Here is a 20,762-nt window from a genome sequence, read left to right as displayed (position 1 = left end):
TTTTTGGGGACTTTAAAAATTCTCAAAAATTGCGCTACAATTCGTCCAACGCAAACAAATCGGCATACAATGCTGAGTTGATTGCAAATGCGGGATTAGCTCAGTTGGTAGAGCGATACCTTGCCAAGGTATAGGTCGAGAGTTCGAGCCTCTTATCCCGCTCCAAACATTGAAAGATGTACCAATATCTTTCAGCAATTTAGGGAAGCAACAGCTTCCCTTTTTTGTCGCAAAAAATGGCGCGGTAGCAAAGCGGTTATGCACCGGATTGCAAATCCGTGTAGGTCGGTTCGACTCCGGCCCGCGCCTCCAAATTTCTTTTTTGAAATTAACAAGACAGCCCCGCAAGGGGCTTTTTGTTTGGTGAGGCCAAAATTGAACCGTCAAGTTGCAAATGTCATGGGGGCGACGTCAAGTTTTGAAGTAAATCTTTTCCTGTGAGAGCTTTAACTTTGCCTTGCTCTGCTTGTTGGATCAAAGCCACCATCCGAGCATTGCGTGGTGCACTTATGCCAATTGACTTGGCCAAATCAACCACAGCCCCATTCAAGGCAGTGACTTCAGTTGTTCTTTGATTTTGCAAATCTTCCCACATTGAAGATCTGGCCATCTCATCAATTTTGAGCATGCTGGCGGCCAATCTTTTGAATACAAAGTCGGGCGTTCTCAAAATGTAGGGCAACAGCTGCGCTGATACTTTTGAAACTTTGGCTGGATGAATGCCTGCTTGCGACAAGACCGTTAAAGTTTCACTGATCAGGAGCGCTAAACATTTGCGATAGGCGTGTTGAGACAGCTCTTCTTTAAGAGGTAGATCTGATATTGCATTGACTGCATTGTTCAAATTTAAAATCAACTTGCCCCATTGAATTTCTTTGAAGTTTGTAAATTGCTGCAACGGTAATCCTGCTTTTTCAAAGAACGTGTTCAGTGGACTTAACACGGCGTTGCTTTCAGTGCAAAGTTGTCCCTCAGTGCCACAATGTAAATGTCCGTTTGGCAAGGTCACGACATTGAAAGGCACCATCCCCGCAACGACCTTGAATTGTGGCAAATGATTCGCCAATGCCTCTGCATTGCCAACACCATTTTGAAAGCTGATGATGGTCACATTCGGTTTGGCATGCATACGAAGCAACTCGGCTGCCGCAAGCGTGTCACGACTTTTGACAGCCACCAAAACAAAGTCTGCCAGCTTCAATACCTTGGCGTCGGTAGTGAAATGAATTTCAGAGGGCGCGAGCTTGGAATGACGTCCGTATAAATCTGTCAATCTGTACCCGTGGGTCTTCACGATGTCAAGCATCTTAGTGCGACCCAAGAAGCTGACGTTAGCGCCTGCAACTGCCAAGCAGCCTCCGATGTAACCGCCAATGGCACCAGCACCCAAGACAACAATGTGCGGAGTGCCTTGATCCAGAAAGCCTATGTTGGTGTTCATCAAGTTACAAGCGTAAAGCGCCAATTAGGTCTTGGCTGCATTGACTGGCTTGGGGTCGAAGCCAAAGCATGGGCGTCCGTCTGAGTTCATCACTTGAATGCTGGGCAAGACTTGTGACTTGAATCCCAACAACTTGCAGCTGTATGGCATTTTGGGATCCCAGCTGGTGGCAAAGTGTTTGCACTTCCAACAATTAACTGGACTGAGGGTTGTGGAACTTGGCAAGAGACGAAGGGGCTAAATCAAATGGATGTCTCATCATAATAAAAAGAAGCAGATGACGTCGACTTCAGCAAATTTGAGCCCCTTGAATTAACATGACTCAAACTTCAAGGAGTGATCGTGCATCAACCTCAAACAACTGTTCAGCCGGCCACCATTCATCCCAAAATTTATGCGCTTTACGATGAGTACTGTCATGGCGCCATGGACCGACGTGAATTTCTGGCCAAAGCCAGTGCCATCGCTGTGGGGGGCATGGCCATGGCGCAAGCCCTCTTTCCGCGGTATGCCAACGCCCAAACCATTTCGTTTACCGATCCACGGATCAAGGCCAGTTATGTGAAATATGCCTCACCGGGCGGCAGTTCTGGTGAGATGCGTGGCTATCTGGTTCAACCGACTTCGCCAACCGCCACGCAATTTCCAGCGGTCTTGGTGATTCATGAAAACCGCGGTTTGAACCCTTACATTGAGGATGTGGCACGTCGTTTGGCTGCCGCAGGCTTTTTGGCATTGGCGCCCGACGGGCTTTATCCAGTGGGTGGTTACCCAGGCAATGACGAAGAAGGCAAGTTGTTGCAAGACAAGCTCAACCCCTCGAAGCTTCAAACCGACATGTTGAACAGTGCCATTTTCTTGAAAAACCATGCGCTGTCGAATGGCAAATTGGGGGTGACTGGTTTTTGCTGGGGCGGTGGCATGACCAATGAAATTGCTGCGGCTTTAGGTGATGGCGTCAAAGCCGGTGCGCCTTATTACGGCATCGCCCCTTCTGCAGACAAGGTGAGCAAAATCAAAGCCGAAATGGTCTTGCATTTTGCAGAAAATGATCCGCGCATCAATGTCAGTTGGCCTGCCTTTGAAGCGGGCCTCAAGGCGCAGGGCACGGCCTATGCCGCACATCTCTATGCAGGCACGCAACACGGCTTTCACAACAACTCGACGCCCAGGCATCAACAGGCCGCAGCCGACTTGTCTTGGAGTCGTACCTTGGCCTTGTTTCAGAAAACTTTGAAAGCCTAAGCGGGTCACTTTGACTCACATCGCCCACTACACCGCTGGCTCAGCTTGAGGCAGAATGTGGTTTTATTTGTATCAACTTGAATCAACATGCAACCCTTTCACCTTGCTTTTCCAGTTACTTCTTTGGCCACAGCGCGCTCTTTCTATGGCGACTTGTTAGGTTGCCCAGAAGGTCGTTCCAGTGACGAGTGGGTTGACTTCAATTTTTACGGCCATCAAATCGTTGCCCATTTGTCGCCAGATGAGGCCGGCCATCGCAACACCAGCGCGGTCGATGGGGACAATGTGCCTGTTCGCCACTTTGGTTTGGTGATGGAAATGGGCCAGTGGGAAGCGCTGGCTGAGAAGCTGAAAAAAGCCGGCATCAAATTCGTCATTGAACCGCACATTCGCTTCAAAGGTCAGGTGGGCGAGCAGGCCACCATGTTCTTTTTAGACCCGTGCGGTAATGCGGTTGAATTCAAAGCCTTTGCAAATCCAGCCAGCTTGTTTGCCAAATGAAGACTTGCTGAAGGCTCCAAGCCTTCAGTGATTTACATCGACAACGACTGCATCACTTTGGCGATGCAGTCGTTTGTTTTTGGGGCATCAATCCAGCGCATCACGCAAACCAATTCAAGTTGCGGGTCGACCCATGTCACAGAGGAACCTGCGCCAATGGCAAACCAAGAAGTACGGGGTGCATCTTTGAACAACTGGCCATCTTGGTTGAGCCAAATCAAATAGCCGTAGTAGGGTGCAATGTCACAGGCCTGCTGCATCATCTCAAGCCATTGATGAGACAGTACTTGCTTTCCGTTCAATTGGCCATTGCCCATGAGCATGAGGCCTATTTTGGCCTGGTCCATGGCCGAGATGGACACGCCGCCACCCCAGTGGCTGCCGCCTGGTACAGACATCATTCGTTGACCTGCCACTTGGGTCCAGCCCTGTTCGTAACCTTGCCATTGAAAGGGGTCTTGGCATCCCACGGGTTGAAGGATGGATTCTTCAAAGACTTCAGGTAAAGGGCGCTTGAACAAATGCAAAAGTGCCAAAGACAACTGGTTGATGCGCACATCGTTGTACTCAAACCGCGATCCAGGTTCGCCAAGCGGTCTGGCGTCGCCTTTTTTACCGTCGGCCTGACCTGGTTGATAGGACACCCACCGGTACCGATCGACTTGCTCGGGAATTCCCAGACAGGTGCCTTCCCATTCGCTGGTTTGCTGTAGCAGATGGTGCCAGGTGATTCGTGATAAACGCTCGCCTTCAAAGCCGATGCCTGGACATTTTGCAATGACAGGTTCGTGCACATCGCTTAAAAGGTCGCGATCAAAAGCAACACCTGCCAACAAGGCCAAATAGGTTTTGGCCACGCTGAAAGTCAGGTCCGATTTTCGAGGCTCACCCCAAGCAGCCAGCAATTGGTGCTTGTGATAAATGATGCCAGAGACGGGGCCCCGGCCGTGTACAGGCCCATACAAACGGTTGTAGGGGGCCGGATCAACATCGTGAATGCCCCATGGCGCAGAGGTGTCTCGCGACCAAGGCGTTTCGCAAGATTGAATGAAGTCGATGGCCGATTGAAGAGAGGGCGTCATGCTTGTACGTCAGCAGGAATTAGAAAAGTAAAAAGTAGCCGTTGATTGTGCTGAGAAAGCCTAAGGCCCCTAAAACAGAACCCGCCCAATAAAGTGCTGGCACAGAGGCCACAATGGAAACCGACAGCAACACAATGGCGATTTGCAACATGCCTTCTGCATAGTCAAACCAGGGGTCTTGCCGCATCGCATGGTCTCTGCTTGCTTCATGTTCTTTGGCGCGAGCCATCAACTCCTTCTTGCCTTCCTTGGTGTCGGGTTCCGACTCATAACGCTCAACCGTTTTTTTGTAATCCTCTATCTTTTTATCAAACATGGCCTTGGCATTGGCATTCATGTTGGGCTCTCGCGCCATTTGCAGTTCTAAATCGGCAACTGCCAACTTGTATGTGGTTTGACGAATGTTTTTGGCTTGGTAAAAAGCATAGGCATTGGCTGCCAAGATGTTTTCTTGTGTGGCCTCTTTCATCGCATTGGAACCGCCCAAACTGGCAATGGCCAGAACCATGGCCAAGATGGAGATGGTGAGCGCAGATCGGTTTTGCGATTTGTCGCCGTGGCCCGTTTGTTCGATCAGTTCTGCGGTTTCTTGTGCTTCCATGGTGTCTCCATTGATGACCTGCCTATTGTGCCTAGCACGAGGGAAATTAACGGTGTATTACTTGGGATATTTTGTCTATTTTGATTGACACTTTGAGAAAATATTCTCATCAAATTCGGTACTAACCCTGAGTTGTGAAATCCATGTCCTGTGCATCATTTCTGGTGGATTTGATTTGGTCAACTTAAGGAAATAACCATGACAGAAAAGAAAACATCATCTTCTCGCCGCGGCCTTTTGAAAGGTGCTGTTGCAGCAGGCGCGTTAGCCGCTCCCATGATCTCTAAAGCAGACACGGTCAGCTTGCGCTTCCAAAGTACTTGGCCTGCCAAGGACATCTTCCATGAATACGCGAACGACTTTGCCAAAAAAGTCAACGACATGGCCAGCGGTCGCTTGAAGATTGAAGTGTTGCCTTCTGGCGCCGTGGTGCCAGCCTTCCAATTGTTGGACGCGGTGAACAAGGGCACACTCGATGGTGGCCACGGTGTGTTGGCTTACCACTATGGCAAAAGCTCTGCCTTGGCTTTGTGGGGTTCTGGCCCTGCCTTCGGTATGGACCCCAACATGGTTTTGTCATGGCACAACTACGGCGGCGGCAAGCAGTTGCTCGAAGAAATTTACAAGTCATTGAACATTGACGTGGCGTCTTATGTCTACGGCCCTATGCCAACGCAGCCTTTGGGCTGGTTCAAGAAGCCGATTGCCAAAGTGGCTGACTTGAAAGGCTTGAAGTACCGTACGGTTGGCTTGGCTGTCGACATCTTCACAGAACTGGGTGCTTCCGTGAACCCCTTGCCAGGTGGCGAAATTGTGCCTGCCTTGGACCGTGGATTGATTGACGCGGCCGAGTTCAACAATGCTTCTTCAGACCGTGTGTTGGGTTTCCCTGATGTGGTTAAAAACTGCATGTTGCAAAGCTTCCACCAAAGCGGTGAACAATTTGAAATCTTGTTCAACAAAGGCAAGCTCAATGCATTGCCCGCAGAGTTGAAGTCCATCATTGAATATGCCGTGCAAGCCTCTTCAGCAGAGATGAGCTGGAAAGCCATCGATCGCAACTCCAAAGATTACACAGAGATGAAGAAGCAGGGCATCAAGTTCTACAAAACGCCTGACGCCATCTTGAAGGCGCAGCTCGATGCGTGGGACAAAGTGGTTGCCAAGAAGTCTGCTGAAAACCCATTCTTCAAGAAAGTCATGGACTCACAAATGGCTTTTGCGCAGCGTGCAGGTCAGTGGCAGAACGACTACATGGTCGACTTCAAGATGGCGTACAACCGCTACTTCAACAAAAAAGCCTAAGATACTTTCGTTTTTTTAGAGCTTGCCCATCCTGGTTTGAGTCAGGATGGGTATTTTGCTTTTGGTTGTTAATTTTTTTATCGGTTTTATATGAATACGCAAACACTGCTACACACAGCTGACCAAATCAGCACGTGGGTAGGAAAAGCATTTGCCTGGCTGATCGTTGGGCTTATGTTGTTGGTGGTTGTGGAAGTTTTCAAGCGCTACGCATTGAATGCCCCCACAGCCTGGATTTTTGATGCCAGTAACATGATGTATGGGACGCTCTTCATGATGGGCGGCGCCTATACCTTATGTCAGGATGGTCATGTGCGCGGCGATTTTTTCTATGGCAGTGCCAAACCCAAAACACAAGCTTGGCTTGATTTGGTGTTGTACATCTTGTTCTTCATCCCCGGCGTGATTGCGCTCACCTGGGCAGGTTGGAACTATGCAGCCGACTCATGGGCCATCCATGAGCAAACATTCAACGCCGATCCATTGCCTTTGTATCCCTTCAAGTCGGTCATTCCGCTGGCGGGCCTCATTGTTTTCATGCAAGGTTTGGCTGAAATTCTGCGTTGTGCTGTCTGCATACGCACCGGCGAATGGACGCCACGACTGAAAGATGCAGACGAGATTGACGTTGTGGAGCAGCAGTTGGCAAGCAGCACATTGGTAGACCATGACGCGGCAATGGAAGCCATTGCCAATGCCAAAAACATTGAAGAATCTGCCCACCAACGCGCGAAAGGAGGCCAAGCATGAGCGATCCCGCACTCGGTCTCTTGATGCTCTCACTCATCGTGGTGGTGATCATGTTGGGCTTCCCAACAGCATTCACCTTGATGGGTTTGGGCATGGCCTTTGGCTTTGGCGCTTTCTACGATCCGTCGGCCCCATGGTTTGACAACAAAATTTTCAACCTCATGGTTCAGCGCACCTTTGGTGCCATGACCAATGACACCTTGCTTTCTATCCCGCTCTTTGTGCTGATGGGGTATGTGATGGAGCGGGGCGCCTTGGTTGACAAAATGTTCCACAGTGTTCAATTGGCCTTCCGCAAATTGCCAGGCTCATTGGCGGTGGCCACTTTGGTCATTTGCACCTTCTGGGGTATTGCCAGTGGTTTGGTGGGCGCTGTGGTGGTGTTGATGGGCGTGATTGCCATGCGTCCTATGCTCAACGCTGGGTATGACACTCGCTTGGCAGCAGGCGTCATCACCGCGGGCGGAACTTTGGGTATCTTGATTCCGCCTTCGGTGATGATCATTGTGTACGCGGCGGTTGCCGGACAGTCGGTGGTGAAGTTGTATGCGGCGGCTATGTTCCCAGGATTTTTCTTGGCAACCTTGTACCTCATCTACGTCATTGGCTGGGTATTGATCGATCCCAAAGTCGCGCCCAAACTGCCAGCTGAGCAAACACGCGCGAACATTTCGCCAGAAGTGCAAAAAATTGCGGACCATTACGCGCCCAAATATTTCTTGGCACTTTTTCAAGCGCTTTTGTCACCTGGCAAAGTTTTGAAGAAATCTGCTGACAGCGTGGTGGTGACATGGGGCTTCATCGCCAAAAGTTTTGTCATGAGTTTGGTTCCCATCTTGATGACGGTGGCCACCATGGGTGCTGTCTGGTGGTATGTGGTCATTCATTCTCAAGAAGAAAACAATGCGGCTGCGGCCCAAGTGGTGGCAACACAAACGGCTCAAGCGGAAGCCCCAACTGCTGCACCTGCAGGTGAGGCCAATGCCGCTCCTGCGCCCGTTGCAACGGAGCGCTCTGGGGTGCAAGAGCCACCAGGCGCTAGCGACTTGAAGGAGCCACCTGGTGCTGGTGGATTGCAAGAGCCTCCAGGTTCACAAGGTGTTCAAGAGCCCCCAGGGGCAGAAACTGTGAAGACAGCGTCATCTTCGCAAGGGGTTCAATTGCCGCCTGGCGCAGAAAGCACTTCAGCCAAGGCTGAAGAGTCAGATGCGCCGTTGCAGGCTTTGGGTGATGGCGACACATCTGATGCACCCAAAACAGAACCCGTTCCTGAAGGCTTTTACCTAGGCTTCTGGATTGCGTGTGGTTTGTGTGCTGCCATGCTGGCTTACTACTACTGGCACTTTGATGCTGAGCAGTATGAAATTCTGAACATGTTGGTTCGCTCTGTCATGCCTTTGGGCATTCTCACCTTCGTGGTGCTGGGCGTCATTTTGTTTGGTATCACCACAGCCACTGAATCGGCTGCGGTGGGTGCAGCAGGTGCATTCTTGATGGCGTGGTCTGCCGGGACGCTGGATTTTGAAAAAATCAAACAAGCAGTGTTCTTGACAGCCAAAACCACCTCCATGGTGTGCTGGTTGTTTGTGGGCTCAGCCTTGTTCTCTGCCGTGTTTGCTATTTTGGGTGGTCAGCGTTTGGTCGAGGAATGGGTGATGGCGTTGAACCTCACGCCCATTCAATTCCTGCTGCTTTCTCAAGCCATCATTTTTGTCTTGGGTTGGCCATTAGAGTGGACCGAGATCATTGTGATTTTTGTGCCCATCTTTTTGCCACTGCTGGCCCATTTCCAGATTGATCCCATGCTGTGGGGTGTGATGGTGTTTGTGAACTTGCAAGCCGCATTCTTGTCGCCACCGGTGGCCATGTCTGCGTTCTATCTGAAAGGGGTGTCGCCACCTCACGTCACCATCAATCAGATCTTTGCAGGCATGATGCCTTACATGTTCATCGTGATCTTGTGCTTGATCTTGATGTACATCTGGCCAGAGCTCACGCTGTGGTTGCCTAACTATTTGTACGGCAAATGATGTGTTTCAAATGAAGTGAACGCTTAATCTTTGAAGCCTGATCCCTTCAGGCGCTCATTGTGATTGGCAGACATCGACCCATTCTGCTTGGGTGATGTCTGCCATTTTTTCTGGGCTGATGCGAACGGCACTGTTGATGGAACCTGCAGCTGGGATGACTTCTTCGTAAATTTTCAAAGAAACGTCCAAGTAGACGGGCAGTGGGGACGTCAACCCAAAGGGGCAAACGCCGCCAACCGGATGGCCGGTGATCTCAGCCACTGCATCAAGGCCTAGCATTTTTCCCTTGCCCAACGCATCTTTGAATTTTTTGTTGTCAATCCGTGCATCACCCTTGGCAACGACCAAAGCCACACGGCCATCGCTTAACTGAAAGGCCAATGTTTTGGCAATCTGACCCGGTTCGACCCCATGGGCTTCAGCCGCCAGCGCAACCGTGGCTGTGCTGACCGGTAGCTCAATGATGTCAATGTCGATTTGACGATTGGAAAAGAAGTCTTTGACAGATTGAAGGCTCATGGCGTGTGTGGAAATCAAGGCAAAATGAAGGCCTGAAGATAGCAGACAAAAGCCCAGCCAAAAATGTCCTCGATGAACTCAAATTCAAACGCCTTGCCTTCCGCGTTTCACAAGCTGGCGTTCTCCAATCTCATGGCGCAATCGGCTGAGCAGTTGACCTTGGCTGCTGTGCCCATCGTGGCGGTGCTGATGCTCAAAGCAGGCCCTGGCGAAATTGGCGTCATTGCAGCGGTTCAATCGCTGCCTTTTTTATTGCTCTCTATTCCCTTGGGATTGCTTGCCGATCGCATGTCGCGCAAGAGGCTCATGTTGATGTCTGAGGTGCTGCGTGTTTGTGCCCTTTTGGTTCTCATTGTGGCGATGTTGCTAGAACAAATCAGCGTGCCCTTGTTGGCTTGCGTTGGATTTTTGGCGGCAGTGGGTACTGTGGGCTTCAGTGTGAGTGCGCCATCTTTGGTTCCTGCATTGGTGGGCAGTCAACAATTGGCACAAGCCAATGGTCGTTTGGAGTTGGCTCGAAGCATGGCGTTTGCGGGTGGTCCTGCCTTGGCGGGCGCTTTGATTGCTTGGATGGGCGCTTCAACTTCTTTCGTTTTGTCCTTGATGTTGTCTTTGGCCGCTGTTGGGTTTTTAAGGCAAATTCAAGAACCCGTTCGACAGGCTGCACCCGATCGTCACCCTTGGTTAGAGCTTAAAGATGGCGCGCATTTTGTGTGGTCTAGCCATTTGCTTCGACCTATTTTGTTGACCTCGATTGCCTGGAATATTTCGTGGTTTGTATTGCAAGCCATCTATGTACCCTATGCCATCCGCACACTGGGCATGGGTTCAAGTGAAGTGGGGCTGACCATGGCCTGTTATGGCGTGGGCATGATCGCAGGCTCCTTAATGGCATCGCGCATTGTCTCGTTGATGCCTTTTGGCCAAGCCATCTTGCTCGGTCCGTTTTTCTCGGTCGCGGCTGCCTGCGTGATGGCCTCAACGCATTGGTTGCCTTCGGTGCTGGTGGCATGTTTTGCTTATTTCCTGTTTGGTTTTGGTCCCATCATTTGGACCATCACGTCGACCACGCTGCGACAAAGCGTCACCCCCAATCCCATGATGGGCCGAGTGACGGCCATCAACATTGTGGCTGGCACAGGTGCCCGTCCACTGGGTGCCTTGTTGGGGGGCTTCGTGGGTGAAATGGGCTCCGATCTGGCCAGTTTGCTGGTTGTGGTGGCTGGCTTTGCGGTTCAAGCCATCGTGATCACGTTTTCGAGGGTGAGAAGCCTGAAATCGCTCAGTGAAGCCCAGGAAGCGTCGCAAGGTCGTGAAGATTGAAGGCTAATTTCGGGTGTTGAACCGGAGAGGCCTCGAATCTGTGGCTTAATATCGCCTTGAACTTTTTTTCCTGGAGCCATAGATGGGCAATAAGATCGTTACCGAAGCTGACCGTAAATTCACACCTCCTTTGAAGCCACTGCCTGGCGTCACTTTGCCCACCAGCGGCCGTGGTCAGCGCGTCAGCCTTGAGCGCGGTGTTGCAACTCGCAGCAAAAAGAACCCAGGCAAGCGTGCCAAAAAAGGCGGTTGATACCTCTTCTTCTTTGATTCTGAAGTTTTCACTTTAGACTCAAGAAAAGCCCTCTTTGGAGGGCTTTTTAATGCCAGAAAGCTCAACTTGAAGGCACAATAGAGCTTTAGCCCCGGTGGTGAAATTGGTAGACACATCGGACTTAAAATCCGCCGCTTCGTTCATAGCGGGCGTGCCGGTTCGATTCCGGCCCGGGGCACCACTGACCAAGTAGACAGCCATGACATCCTTCAGTACCCCCTTTGAAATTCATGTTCATGGTGAAGTCCTGTTGCGAGACGATGTCGACTTCAAAGCCTTGCAAGAAGCCACCAAGCCCCTTTGGAAATACGCGGGTGGCCGCTCTCTGACGGAGGGCGCTCAAAGTCTCTACGAAGAAGAACCCGGCATTCGCTTTGATGCAGAAGCGCACAAACTTCAGCTGTGTTGGACAGTTCGTGGCGACGACGATTTTCGGCAAGTCCTCGACGATTTGTGCATGAACATCAACGAAGTTTCGGCTGCAGGCGCACAGCTCGAGGTTACTTTCTACGATACTGAATTTGACGACGAAGAAGAAACACGCGGTACTGAATCACGCGATGATTTCGTTATCTTGTTTGTGGGTCCCGATCCTGCCGCCATCATGCAAGCTCAGCGCGACTTGCTGGTCCAAGATGTGGTGGGTCTCATGGAGCGTCACTTTGATGGTGCTGAATTGGGTGGGGTGGTCCACGAAATCGACAAACTGTTTTCTCAACGCTTTGACAACTTGGTCAGCTCTCTCGAGTTGGGCAAGCCACCCAAAGGCAACAGCGGTGGCCCTTCCGGCGGTCATGGTGGCGGCCGTAGACCGCGTCATTTGCATTAAATCAGTTCTTCATCAAGCACAGGCCCCATTGCCATGCTGAATTCAGGTGTCAAACGCAGAGAAGTCTTTGGCTGGGCCATGTACGACTTTGCCAACTCAGGTTACACCACCGTGGTCATTACGGCTGTGTTTGCCGCTTACTTCGTGGGTGCAGTGGCCGACAAAGCCGAATGGGCCACCCTGGCATGGACCAGCGCCCTGAGCTTTTCCTATGCCATCGTCATGTTCACCATGCCAGCCTTAGGTGAATGGGCTGACCGGCATGCAGCCAAGAAAAAACTTTTGATGCTGGTCACTGCGGCTTGCGTGCTCAGCACGGCTTCACTGTCGTGGGTTGGACCAGGGCAAGTGGCCTTGGCCATTGTCTGCATAATCGTCTCCAACACTTTTTATTCATACGGTGAGTCGTTGACGGCTGCCTTCCTGCCCGAGTTGGCCAAGCCGGAGGCCATGGGGCGCATCAGCTCTTGGGGCTGGGCTTGGGGCTATTTAGGAGGCATGCTGACCTTGGGCATTTGTTTGGCCTACGTGCTCTGGGCGCAAGGGCAGGGGCAAACTGCAGGGCAATTTGTGCCCGTCACCATGTGGGTGACTGCGGTCATTTACGCATTGGCTGCCTCGGTCACGTTTGCCTTGATGAAAGAGCACGCCAAACCTCAAATGCACCGCGTCAAGGCCAGCAGCCAATGGCAGCAGCTGCGCCAAACATTTCAAGAAGCCAAGGCCTACAAAGATTTCATGCAGTTGATGGCTTGCGCTGTGGCCTATCAGGGCGGCGTTGCCGTGGCCATCACGCTGGCAGCCATCTATGCCGAGCAAGTCATTGGTTTTCAGCCTCAAGAAACCATGGTGTTGATTTTTGTGTTGAACATCGCAGCCTTTGTCGGTGCTTTGGTCTTTGGTCATGCGCAAGATCGCATAGGGCACAAATTGACCTTGTCGCTGACCTTGGTGGGTTGGAGCATCACCTGTGTGATGGCAGCACTGACCAGCAGCAAGGAAGTCTTTTGGTGGGCGGCTGCTTTGGCCGGTATTTGCATGGGCTCCAGCCAGTCCACAGGCAGAGCCATGGCAGGTTTGTTCATTCCAGCGCATCGCTTGGCCGAATTTTTTGGCCTTTGGACTTTCGCCATCCGACTGGCCAGCATTGTGGGTCCCTTGGGCTATGGTTTGATCACTTGGGTAACAGACGGTAACCAACGCTTGGCCATCGCATCAACCACCGTTTTGTTTGTGGTGGGGTGGTTGTTGTTGCTGCCTGTGAATGTTCAGCGAGGCCAACGCCAAGCGGCCAGTCCATCGTGACCTCAAGGTTCAAATACCTTCAAGCCTATCCAGAGTCGCTGCTGCAGCAGGTGCAAAAAATCAGCGATGGCCCAGGCCTGGGTGCTTGGCTGTTGTCACGGCATCCGCAGGCGCATGGTGTTCGCACCGATAGCACGCTCTATGCCTATGTGATGGATTTGAAAAATGAATTCTTGCGCCAAGCCGATCCCATCAACAAAGTGACATTTGACAGCAAGCTGCACATCATTCAGCACGCATTGGGCTTGCACACCAGCACCTCCCGTATTCAGGGCAGCAAGCTCAAAGCCAAGCGTGACATCAAAGTGGCTGCTTTGTTCAAAGACACCCCCATGGCTTTTTTGCAGATGATTGCAGTGCATGAACTGGCGCATTTGAAAGTTCGCGAACATGACAAAGCTTTTTACAAACTGTGCCATCACATGGCGCCAGACTATGCGCAATCAGAGTTTGAACTTCGTGTTTACCTCACGCACCTAGACGCCGGTGGTGAGCGTTTATGGGCTTCAGCTTAACGGACTGTCCACCGGCGCAAGGTGACAGTGCGCGGCAGTTAAACCTAACCAGCGACTGGCTGCGGCTTCAAGCGCGTGCAATGAACCAGTGGTCCAAAGCTGAACATCGCCTGATTTGTTGTGAAGGGCTTGCATCCTGTTGACGTCGGGCAACAAGCGATGTGTTTGTTTGGCGACGGCTTCGCCCGTTGAAATGATTTGGACTGCGGGGCCAACCCACTTGCGCAAGATGTCTTCTACAAACACATAGTGTGTACAGCCCAAGACCAGCGTGTCCATTTGACCAGCGTTTTGTCCAAATGGCCCCATGGCCTGTAGATGCTGTTTGCACAAATTTTCAAGGGCCAGTGTGTTGCTGAGTGCTTTGACAGTTTGTTGTTCAATGGCCAATGCCAAGCCTTCACAAGCTTGCATCACAAATTCACACGATTTGGGAGAGGCCTCCGCCAGAACCATTTGCCTTAGCTTCTCAATGCGACTGCTGTTCAATGTGCCTTGTGTGCCCATCACGCCAACCCTGCCTGTGCGAGTCAGTGCAATGGCAGGTTTCAGCGCTGGCTCCACGCCTACAAATGGCACCTGAGGGTAGGCCGCTCTTAAATGCTCAATGGCTGCTGCTGTGGCCGTGTTGCACGCCACCACAATGGCTTTGACTGGGCCTTGTGCCATCAACTGTTGCGTGATGCGCATGCAGCGTTCAATCACAAACGCATCGCTGCGCTCACCGTAAGGCGCATGGCCACTGTCGGCCCAGTAAACAAAGCGCTCTTGCGGCATTTCTGCACGCAAGGCTTGCAACACACTCAGGCCGCCAATGCCGCTGTCAAAAACGCCAATGAAGCCCGAAGTGTTAGGTTCAGTTGCTGGCAACTTTGATGCCTTTGAATTCACCCGTTGCGATGCGTTTTTGCCACTCGGCGGGGCCTGTAATGTGCGCGCTGGTGCCACCAGAGTCCACCGCCACTGTGACGGGCATGTCGACCACATCGAATTCGTAAATGGCTTCCATGCCCAGGTCGGCAAAGCCCACCACCTTGGCATGTTTGATGGCTTTGGAGACCAAGTAAGCAGCACCGCCCACGGCCATCAAATAAGCAGACTTGTGCTTTTGAATGGCTTCAATGGCAACAGGGCCGCGCTCTGCTTTGCCCACCATGGCAATGAGGCCGGTTTGGGCCAGCATCATCTCTGTGAACTTGTCCATGCGCGTGGCGGTCGTTGGGCCTGCAGGACCCACAGCTTCGCCCTTGATGGGATCCACGGGGCCAACGTAGTAGATGACGCGGTTGGTGAAGTCGACCGGTAACTTCTCGCCCTTGGCCAACATGTCTTGAATGCGCTTGTGGGCAGCATCGCGGCCTGTCAGCATCTTGCCGTTGAGCAGCAGGGTTTGACCAGGTTTCCAGCTGGCCACTTCGGCAGGCGTGAGGGCGTTCAGGTCAACGCGCTTGCTCTTTTCTGTGTCAGGCGTCCAGTTCACATCTGGCCACAAATCGAGTGATGGCACATCCAAATAAACAGGACCAGAGCCGTCCATCACAAAGTGCGCGTGACGTGTAGCCGCGCAATTTGGAATCATGGCCACTGGCTTGCTGGCTGCGTGGGTAGGGTACATCTTGATCTTGACGTCGAGCACGGTGGTGAGGCCGCCCAAACCTTGCGCGCCAATGCCCAATGCATTGACCTTCTCGTAAATTTCCAAGCGCATGTTGTCGACTTGCGTCAGCTTCTCGCCCTTGCTTGATTTCTCAAGCAACTGGTACATGTCCAAATCGTCCATCAAACTTTCTTTGGCCATCAACACGGCTTTTTCAGCTGTGCCGCCAATGCCAATGCCCAACATGCCTGGCGGGCACCAGCCTGCACCCATGGTGGGCACTGTTTTCAAGACCCAATCAATCACGCTGTCACTGGGGTTGAGCATGACCATCTTCGACTTGTTCTCACTGCCGCCACCTTTGGCTGCCACTGTGATGTCCAATTTGTTGCCGGGAACGATTTGCGTGAAGATGACCGCGGGGGAGTTGTCTTGCGTGTTCTTACGGGCAAATTCGGGGTCGGCGACGACAGATGCGCGCAGCATGTTGTCAGCATAGTTGTAACCGCGTCGGACACCTTCGTTGATGGCGTCTTCCAGGCTGCCTGTGAAGTTGTCGAACTTGATGTCCATGCCGATTTTTAAAAACACATTGACAATGCCGGTGTCTTGGCAAATTGGGCGGTGACCAATGGCGCTCATTTTGCTGTTGGTCAAAATTTGCGCAATCGCGTCTTTGGCAGCTGGGCTTTGCTCGCGGTGATAGGCACTGGCCAAATGTGAAATGAAATCGGCAGGGTGGTAGTAGCTGATGTATTGCAGGGCCGCTGCAACGGATTCAACCAGGTCTTCTTGTTTGATCAAAGTCGTCATGTCAGTCTTTCACGAGGTCTATTTGAATTGGATAAGGAGTCTCGGCAAATTCAGCTTGCCGATTCAATGCGTTTCAACTTTGTCATGGTGCGACATCAGCTTGTCGGTGTATGCAATGGCGATGGCGCTGAGCAAAAAGGTGATGTGAATGATGGTTTGCCACATCAAAACTTTTTCGCTGTAGTTGGCCGCATTGATGAAGGTTTTGAGCAAATGAATGGAACTGATGCCAATGATGGCGGTTCCCAATTTGACTTTCAAAACGGAGGCATTCACATGGTCCAGCCATTCAGGCTGGTCGGGGTGCCCCTCTAAATTCATGCGGGACACAAAGGTTTCATAGCCGCCCACAATGACCATGATGAGCAAATTGGAAATCATGACCACGTCGATCAGGGCCAAAACCACCAACATGATGACGGTTTCATTGAGGTGGGTCACGGGTGCGTCGGCTTTGTAGCCGATGCTGGAAATCAGGGCTTCCAACGCGGCCTGACTGCCAAAGGCGGCCTCCAGCAAATGAACCAGCTCAACCCAAAAGTGAAAAGCGTAGACAGCTTGGGCTGCAATCAGGCCAAGGTACAAAGGCAGTTGTAACCAACGACTGGCGAAGATCAACTTGGGCAGAGGGCGAAGGGGCGTGGCTGCAGGGTTGAGTTTGGGTTTGTCGGCCATGGTGATGCTCATTGAGGGTAATTCCGGATTTTAAGGGGCGTTCCTACCCCTGAGGGCTATCTGTGGCCCGACCCTTGAAAGAATGGTGTCAGTCAGGGGTATGTAAGAGCCAAGACCGACATTCATGGTGATTATTTCGAACAAGTTCCCCTAGGAGACACAGAATGAGCGCCACCGTTTACCAACCCAGTGCTGACTTCGTCAAAAATGCCCATATTTCAGGCATGCCTGCTTACCTTGCCCTGTGCCAAGAGGCTGAAACCGACTACGAAGGCTACTGGGCACGTTTGGCCAAGGAGCTGATTACTTGGAAAACGCCTTTCACCAAAGTTCTGGACGAATCCAAGGCGCCATTTTTCAAGTGGTTTGAAGATGGCACATTGAATGCCTCCTACAACTGCTTGGACCGCAACATTGAAAAAGGCCTCGGCAACAAAACTGCCTTGATTTTTGAAGCCGACGGCGGCGAAGTCACGCGCATCACTTACAACGAATTGTTGGCCAAAACGTGCCAAATTGCCAACGGCCTCAAGTCCATTGGCATCCAAAAGGGTGACCGCGTTGTCATCTACATTTCCATGTCCATCGACGGCGTGGCAGCCATGCAAGCCTGCGCGCGCATTGGCGCGACACACTCTGTGGTGTTCGGTGGCTTCTCTGCCCAGTCATTGCGCGATCGCATTGAGGACACAGGCGCCAAAGCCGTGATCACAGCTGACCACCAAATTCGCGGTGGCAAGCAGTTGCCCCTCAAATCCATTGTGGACGAAGCTTTGTCATTGGGTGGTTGCGACAGCATCAAGAATGTCCTGGTCGTCAAACGCAGTGGCGCTGTTGTGGCCATGACTGCTGGCCGCGACACTTGGATGCACGACTTGATCGCCAAGCAAGCAACAACTTGCGAGCCAGAGTGGGTGAGCGCAGAGCATCCTTTGTTCTTGTTGTACACCTCTGGCTCAACGGGTAAACCTAAAGGCGTTCAGCACTCTACGGGTGGCTACTTGCTGCACGCAGCACTCACCACCAAATGGACTTTCGATTTGAAGCAAGACGATGTGTTCTGGTGCACGGCCGACATCGGTTGGGTCACGGGCCACACTTACATCACCTACGGCCCCTTGGCTTTGGGCGGCACTGAAATTGTGTTTGAAGGTGTGCCCACCTACCCAGACGCAGGTCGCTTCTGGAAAATGATTCAAGACCACAAGGTTTCCATTTTCTACACAGCACCAACTGCCATTCGTTCCTTGATCAAAGCCGCTGAAGCCAACGATGCAGTGCATCCAAAGAGCTACAACCTCAGCAGCTTGCGTTTGCTCGGTTCTGTGGGCGAGCCCATCAACCCCGCCGCGTGGGAGTGGTATCACCAGCACGTGGGCGGCGGTCGTTGCCCCATCGTCGACACCTTCTGGCAAACCGAAACCGGTGGTCACATGATCACGCCATTGCCTGGTGTGACACCCATGGTGCCCGGTTCCTGCACACTGCCTTTCCCAGGCATTCAAGCCGCCATCGTGGACGAAACGGGCAAAGACATGCCCAACGGCCAAGGTGGTATCTTGGTGGTTAAGCGCCCCTGGCCCTCCATGATTCGCACCATCTGGGGTGACCCAGATCGATTCGTGAAGAGCTACTACCCCGATGACTTTAAGGGCAAGTACTACTTGGCCGGCGACGGTGCCATTCGTGATGCCGAATCAGGCTACTTCACCATCACCGGTCGCATTGACGATGTGTTGAACGTGTCGGGTCACCGCATGGGCACCATGGAAATTGAATCTGCCTTGGTCAGCTGCACCGAGCTGGTGGCCGAAGCCGCTGTGGTGGGTCGTCCGGATGACACCACAGGTGAGGCCATCTGCGCGTTTGTGGTTCTCAAGCGCCCCTTGCCAACAGGCGACGAAGGCAAGGCCATTGCCAAACAACTGCGCGATCACATCGCCAAAGAAATTGGCCCGATTGCCAAGCCCAAAGACATTCGTTTTGGCGAGAACTTGCCCAAGACACGCTCCGGCAAAATCATGCGCCGTTTGCTGCGCAGCTTGGCCAAAGGCGAAGAAATTACGCAAGACATCAGTACCTTGGAAAACCCAGCGATCTTGGGACAACTGGGCCAAGCGTATTGATCAGGGCTTGGGGCCCATGACAACACCTTCGCGTCTTGGGTCAGCGCCGCCAAAGAAGCCTGTTGGCGTCACTTCAATCGCTTGAAGGCCACTGGGCAAGGGCGTTTCACGCACGTCATGCCCTTTGCCCTGCAGAGCCTTGATCGTGCTTTCTGGAAAACGTTTCTCTTCCAAAATGGTGGGGCCGTTCAATGAACTGAAGTTGGGCAAGCTGATGGCTTGCTGGGTGTTCAAGCCCCATTGCAAAGTGCCAATCAACAGCTTGCCGGTGTAGTGAATGATCACGGCGCCGCCTGGACTGCCCCCGGTCATTTTCAGTTTGCCTGAGTCCTTTTCAAACACCAACGTAGGCGACATAGAAGAGCGTGGACGCTTGCCAGCTTCCACGCGATTGGCAATGGGCAGGCCCTGCGCATCGGTGGGTGAAAAACTGAAGTCGGTCAGTTCGTTGTTGAGCAAGAAACCGCCATGGCGACCTTTTCCAGAATTGACCATCAACCTAGAACCAAATACCGCTTCAATGGTGGTGGTCATCGCAACTGCGTTGCCGTCCTTGTCGATCACACTGATGTGACTGGTGCCGTATTCTTCTTGCGCTGGCATGGGTCCAAAAGCGGTTCTGGTGCCAGCAGGATTGCCGGGCTTTGCCACCTTCATGCTTTGGTTCCCAATCAAGCTGCTGCGTTGTTTTAGATAAGTCGGATTCAGCATGTTTTTCCAATCGCCGCCTGGCGCTTGGACAAAGTCGGGGTCGGCCACAAATTGACCACGGTCTGCAAATGCCAATCGTGCAGCTTCTGTGTAGAAGTGCAACCAATCAGAGGACGGCAGTCCTTGTTCAAGCGGCATCTTGCCTGCGGGCGTATTGTTCAAAATCCCCAACATTTGACCGATGGCCAAGGTGCCTGAACTGGGAGGTGGAAAGCCGCAGAGCTGGTAGGTTTTGCCTGTGGTTTGCACTGCGTGATCAAAGCACAAGGGCTCGCGTTTTTTGGCTTTGTAATTTGCCAAGTCTTGCAGCGTCATGCTGCCCGGACGTGTGGGGTGCTGCCGGACTTTTTGCACCAAAGCCTCGGCCACTGGGCCTTGCTTTAGAGCTTGCGATCCTCGAGCTGCAATGTCACGAAAGACGGCTGCCAATTCTGGATTTTTCAGTACATAGCCGACAGGATGTGGCTTACCTTGATGATCATAAAAGTAACTTGCAGCCACCGGGTCTTTCATGAGGAAATTTTCAGAAAGCAGTGCTCTGTGCAAGTGCGGGCTCAACTTGAAGCCTTGCTCAGCCAGCTGAATGGCTGGTTGCATCAATGTGGCCCATGGTAATTTGCCATGTTCTTTGTGTGCCAATTCTAAAACGCTCAGGGTTCCTGGAACGCCAACAGACAAGCCACTGAGAACACCTTCGATGAAGGGGAGTGGCTTGCTTTGCGCATCTAAGAATAATTTGTCTGTGGCAGAAGCAGGCGCGCTTTCACGGCCGTCATAGGCCTCTACTTTTTGACCGTCGTGGTGCAATACAAATGAACCGCCGCCAATGCCACTGGATTGAGGTTCTACCAGTGTCAATACCATTTGAACCGCAATAGCAGCATCGATGGCCGAGCCACCTGCCTGCAATACTTGATATCCTGCATCAGTGGCCAATGGATTGGCTGCGGCGACAGCAAAGCTCTTGGTGGCCCAACCAGGTTTTTCTCGATATTCAAGCGAGCTAACTTCGATGTCTGGCGCGTTGTAGTTGAACGCGACTTGCTTAGAGGCGCAAGCGCTTAAACCTGACACCAAAATGGCAACAGCAGCCCAAAGGCTGCTACGGTACTTCATGGAC

Annotated in this window: 20 protein-coding genes and 3 tRNA genes; 14 read left to right on the top strand and 9 right to left on the bottom strand. The window is 52.2% G+C overall.

Annotation, left to right across the window (positions count from 1 at the left end):
- Nucleotides 1–89 precede the first annotated feature (89 nt).
- Together L103DPR2_RS10830 and L103DPR2_RS10825 are read left to right on the top strand one after the other, a co-directional pair.
- Nucleotides 90–165: transfer RNA gene (locus tag L103DPR2_RS10830), tRNA-Gly, on the top strand.
- A gap of 73 nt (nucleotides 166–238) precedes the next feature.
- Nucleotides 239–312: transfer RNA gene (locus tag L103DPR2_RS10825), tRNA-Cys, on the top strand.
- Between the two features lie 85 nt (nucleotides 313–397).
- On the opposite strand, the gene L103DPR2_RS10820 is transcribed toward L103DPR2_RS10825, so the two are convergent.
- Both L103DPR2_RS10820 and L103DPR2_RS14510 read right to left on the bottom strand, forming a co-directional pair.
- Nucleotides 398–1,441, bottom strand: coding sequence for a 2-dehydropantoate 2-reductase (locus L103DPR2_RS10820; protein WP_055361096.1), 1,044 nt, complete (start codon nucleotides 1,439–1,441; stop codon nucleotides 398–400).
- Nucleotides 1,442–1,465: 24 nt separating this feature from the next.
- Complete coding sequence (locus L103DPR2_RS14510; protein ID WP_255416920.1) at nucleotides 1,466–1,591, bottom strand: hypothetical protein; 126 nt, start codon at nucleotides 1,589–1,591, stop codon at nucleotides 1,466–1,468.
- Between the two features lie 192 nt (nucleotides 1,592–1,783).
- On the opposite strand from L103DPR2_RS14510, the gene L103DPR2_RS10810 reads away from it, so the two are divergent.
- Both L103DPR2_RS10810 and L103DPR2_RS10805 read left to right on the top strand, forming a co-directional pair.
- Complete coding sequence (locus L103DPR2_RS10810) at nucleotides 1,784–2,686, top strand: dienelactone hydrolase family protein (protein ID WP_231717629.1); 903 nt, start codon at nucleotides 1,784–1,786, stop codon at nucleotides 2,684–2,686.
- An 87-nt stretch (nucleotides 2,687–2,773) separates the two neighbouring features.
- Nucleotides 2,774–3,187 carry a VOC family protein gene (locus L103DPR2_RS10805; protein WP_055361094.1) on the top strand — a complete coding sequence of 138 codons (414 nt, stop codon included), beginning with the start codon at nucleotides 2,774–2,776 and terminating at the stop codon, nucleotides 3,185–3,187.
- A 32-nt stretch (nucleotides 3,188–3,219) separates the two neighbouring features.
- Here L103DPR2_RS10805 and L103DPR2_RS10800 read toward each other — a convergent pair whose 3' ends face one another.
- Both L103DPR2_RS10800 and L103DPR2_RS10795 read right to left on the bottom strand, forming a co-directional pair.
- The gene (locus tag L103DPR2_RS10800; protein ID WP_055361093.1) at nucleotides 3,220–4,269 is read right to left on the bottom strand and encodes a serine hydrolase domain-containing protein; all 1,050 of its coding nucleotides are present in this window, start codon (nucleotides 4,267–4,269) and stop codon (nucleotides 3,220–3,222) included.
- A 19-nt stretch (nucleotides 4,270–4,288) separates the two neighbouring features.
- On the bottom strand, nucleotides 4,289–4,870 hold the full coding sequence (locus L103DPR2_RS10795) for a DUF4337 domain-containing protein (RefSeq protein WP_055361092.1): 582 nt from the start codon (nucleotides 4,868–4,870) through the stop codon (nucleotides 4,289–4,291).
- A 198-nt stretch (nucleotides 4,871–5,068) separates the two neighbouring features.
- Here L103DPR2_RS10795 and L103DPR2_RS10790 point away from each other — a divergent pair, with 198 nt between their 5' ends.
- The 3 genes from L103DPR2_RS10790 to L103DPR2_RS10780 all read left to right on the top strand — a co-directional run bounded on the left by L103DPR2_RS10790 (nucleotide 5,069) and on the right by L103DPR2_RS10780 (nucleotide 8,955).
- The gene (locus tag L103DPR2_RS10790; protein WP_055361091.1) at nucleotides 5,069–6,175 is read left to right on the top strand and encodes a TRAP transporter substrate-binding protein; all 1,107 of its coding nucleotides are present in this window, start codon (nucleotides 5,069–5,071) and stop codon (nucleotides 6,173–6,175) included.
- A 90-nt stretch (nucleotides 6,176–6,265) separates the two neighbouring features.
- Complete coding sequence (locus L103DPR2_RS10785) at nucleotides 6,266–6,925, top strand: TRAP transporter small permease subunit (RefSeq protein ID WP_055361090.1); 660 nt, start codon at nucleotides 6,266–6,268, stop codon at nucleotides 6,923–6,925.
- A complete protein-coding gene (locus tag L103DPR2_RS10780) occupies nucleotides 6,922–8,955 on the top strand; it encodes a TRAP transporter large permease subunit (RefSeq protein WP_055361089.1) in 2,034 nt (677 codons plus the stop codon). The genes L103DPR2_RS10785 and L103DPR2_RS10780 overlap by 4 nt, the downstream gene beginning before the upstream one ends.
- A 54-nt stretch (nucleotides 8,956–9,009) precedes the next feature.
- On the opposite strand, the gene L103DPR2_RS10775 is transcribed toward L103DPR2_RS10780, so the two are convergent.
- Complete coding sequence (locus tag L103DPR2_RS10775; RefSeq protein ID WP_055361088.1) at nucleotides 9,010–9,474, bottom strand: YbaK/EbsC family protein; 465 nt, start codon at nucleotides 9,472–9,474, stop codon at nucleotides 9,010–9,012.
- A 72-nt stretch (nucleotides 9,475–9,546) separates the two neighbouring features.
- Between L103DPR2_RS10775 and L103DPR2_RS10770 the strand changes: the two genes are divergently transcribed.
- From L103DPR2_RS10770 to L103DPR2_RS10750, 6 genes are all read left to right on the top strand, one after another.
- Nucleotides 9,547–10,797 (top strand): MFS transporter, encoded by a 1,251-nt coding sequence (locus tag L103DPR2_RS10770; protein ID WP_055361993.1) that lies wholly within the window; start codon nucleotides 9,547–9,549, stop codon nucleotides 10,795–10,797.
- Between the two features lie 82 nt (nucleotides 10,798–10,879).
- On the top strand, nucleotides 10,880–11,050 hold the full coding sequence (locus tag L103DPR2_RS14405; protein ID WP_194942722.1) for a hypothetical protein: 171 nt from the start codon (nucleotides 10,880–10,882) through the stop codon (nucleotides 11,048–11,050).
- Between the two features lie 109 nt (nucleotides 11,051–11,159).
- Nucleotides 11,160–11,252: transfer RNA gene (locus L103DPR2_RS10765), tRNA-Leu, on the top strand.
- A gap of 18 nt (nucleotides 11,253–11,270) precedes the next feature.
- A complete protein-coding gene (locus tag L103DPR2_RS10760) occupies nucleotides 11,271–11,900 on the top strand; it encodes a DUF6806 family protein (RefSeq protein WP_055361087.1) in 630 nt (209 codons plus the stop codon).
- A 33-nt stretch (nucleotides 11,901–11,933) separates the two neighbouring features.
- The gene (locus L103DPR2_RS10755; RefSeq protein ID WP_055361086.1) at nucleotides 11,934–13,205 is read left to right on the top strand and encodes an MFS transporter; all 1,272 of its coding nucleotides are present in this window, start codon (nucleotides 11,934–11,936) and stop codon (nucleotides 13,203–13,205) included.
- Nucleotides 13,202–13,720, top strand: coding sequence for a YgjP-like metallopeptidase domain-containing protein (locus L103DPR2_RS10750; protein ID WP_055361085.1), 519 nt, complete (start codon nucleotides 13,202–13,204; stop codon nucleotides 13,718–13,720). The genes L103DPR2_RS10755 and L103DPR2_RS10750 overlap by 4 nt, the downstream gene beginning before the upstream one ends.
- Here the strand turns inward: L103DPR2_RS10750 and murI are convergent.
- The 3 genes from murI to L103DPR2_RS10735 all read right to left on the bottom strand — a co-directional run bounded on the left by murI (nucleotide 13,712) and on the right by L103DPR2_RS10735 (nucleotide 16,805).
- Nucleotides 13,712–14,590 carry a glutamate racemase gene (gene murI, locus L103DPR2_RS10745; protein ID WP_231717628.1) on the bottom strand — a complete coding sequence of 293 codons (879 nt, stop codon included), beginning with the start codon at nucleotides 14,588–14,590 and terminating at the stop codon, nucleotides 13,712–13,714. The two genes, L103DPR2_RS10750 and murI, sit on opposite strands and share 9 nt — an antisense overlap.
- The gene (locus tag L103DPR2_RS10740; RefSeq protein ID WP_055361084.1) at nucleotides 14,577–16,130 is read right to left on the bottom strand and encodes a fumarate hydratase; all 1,554 of its coding nucleotides are present in this window, start codon (nucleotides 16,128–16,130) and stop codon (nucleotides 14,577–14,579) included. The genes murI and L103DPR2_RS10740 overlap by 14 nt, the downstream gene beginning before the upstream one ends.
- Before the next feature lie 63 nt (nucleotides 16,131–16,193).
- Complete coding sequence (locus L103DPR2_RS10735) at nucleotides 16,194–16,805, bottom strand: TIGR00645 family protein (RefSeq protein WP_055361991.1); 612 nt, start codon at nucleotides 16,803–16,805, stop codon at nucleotides 16,194–16,196.
- A gap of 164 nt (nucleotides 16,806–16,969) precedes the next feature.
- Between L103DPR2_RS10735 and acs the strand changes: the two genes are divergently transcribed.
- A complete protein-coding gene (acs, locus tag L103DPR2_RS10730) occupies nucleotides 16,970–18,931 on the top strand; it encodes an acetate--CoA ligase (RefSeq protein ID WP_055361083.1) in 1,962 nt (653 codons plus the stop codon).
- Here acs and ggt read toward each other — a convergent pair whose 3' ends face one another.
- A complete protein-coding gene (ggt, locus tag L103DPR2_RS10725; protein ID WP_082466896.1) occupies nucleotides 18,932–20,758 on the bottom strand; it encodes a gamma-glutamyltransferase in 1,827 nt (608 codons plus the stop codon). It abuts the gene before it with no gap.
- Nucleotides 20,759–20,762: the final 4 nt, after the last annotated feature.

The sequence above is a fragment of the Limnohabitans sp. 103DPR2 genome (assembly GCF_001412575.1).
Lineage (GTDB): Bacteria > Pseudomonadota > Gammaproteobacteria > Burkholderiales > Burkholderiaceae_C > Limnohabitans_A.
Note: the sequence above shows the minus strand (reverse complement) of the source record. Positions and strands in the feature narration are given on the sequence as shown.

Excerpts from the sequence above, each read along its gene's own strand:
- L103DPR2_RS10820 (WP_055361096.1), bottom strand. The coding sequence starts at position 1,441 with ATGAACACCAACATAGGCTTTCTGGATCAAGGCACTCCGCACATTGTT.
- L103DPR2_RS14510 (WP_255416920.1), bottom strand. The coding sequence starts at position 1,591 with ATGCCATACAGCTGCAAGTTGTTGGGATTCAAGTCACAAGTCTTGCCC.
- L103DPR2_RS10805 (WP_055361094.1), top strand. The coding sequence starts at position 2,774 with ATGCAACCCTTTCACCTTGCTTTTCCAGTTACTTCTTTGGCCACAGCG.
- L103DPR2_RS10800 (WP_055361093.1), bottom strand. The coding sequence starts at position 4,269 with ATGACGCCCTCTCTTCAATCGGCCATCGACTTCATTCAATCTTGCGAA.
- L103DPR2_RS10795 (WP_055361092.1), bottom strand. The coding sequence starts at position 4,870 with ATGGAAGCACAAGAAACCGCAGAACTGATCGAACAAACGGGCCACGGC.
- L103DPR2_RS10790 (WP_055361091.1), top strand. The coding sequence starts at position 5,069 with ATGACAGAAAAGAAAACATCATCTTCTCGCCGCGGCCTTTTGAAAGGT.
- L103DPR2_RS10785 (WP_055361090.1), top strand. The coding sequence starts at position 6,266 with ATGAATACGCAAACACTGCTACACACAGCTGACCAAATCAGCACGTGG.
- L103DPR2_RS10780 (WP_055361089.1), top strand. The coding sequence starts at position 6,922 with ATGAGCGATCCCGCACTCGGTCTCTTGATGCTCTCACTCATCGTGGTG.
- L103DPR2_RS10775 (WP_055361088.1), bottom strand. The coding sequence starts at position 9,474 with ATGAGCCTTCAATCTGTCAAAGACTTCTTTTCCAATCGTCAAATCGAC.
- L103DPR2_RS10770 (WP_055361993.1), top strand. The coding sequence starts at position 9,547 with ATGAACTCAAATTCAAACGCCTTGCCTTCCGCGTTTCACAAGCTGGCG.
- L103DPR2_RS14405 (WP_194942722.1), top strand. The coding sequence starts at position 10,880 with ATGGGCAATAAGATCGTTACCGAAGCTGACCGTAAATTCACACCTCCT.
- L103DPR2_RS10760 (WP_055361087.1), top strand. The coding sequence starts at position 11,271 with ATGACATCCTTCAGTACCCCCTTTGAAATTCATGTTCATGGTGAAGTC.
- L103DPR2_RS10755 (WP_055361086.1), top strand. The coding sequence starts at position 11,934 with ATGCTGAATTCAGGTGTCAAACGCAGAGAAGTCTTTGGCTGGGCCATG.
- L103DPR2_RS10740 (WP_055361084.1), bottom strand. The coding sequence starts at position 16,130 with ATGACGACTTTGATCAAACAAGAAGACCTGGTTGAATCCGTTGCAGCG.
- L103DPR2_RS10735 (WP_055361991.1), bottom strand. The coding sequence starts at position 16,805 with ATGGCCGACAAACCCAAACTCAACCCTGCAGCCACGCCCCTTCGCCCT.
- acs (WP_055361083.1), top strand. The coding sequence starts at position 16,970 with ATGAGCGCCACCGTTTACCAACCCAGTGCTGACTTCGTCAAAAATGCC.
- ggt (WP_082466896.1), bottom strand. The coding sequence starts at position 20,758 with ATGAAGTACCGTAGCAGCCTTTGGGCTGCTGTTGCCATTTTGGTGTCA.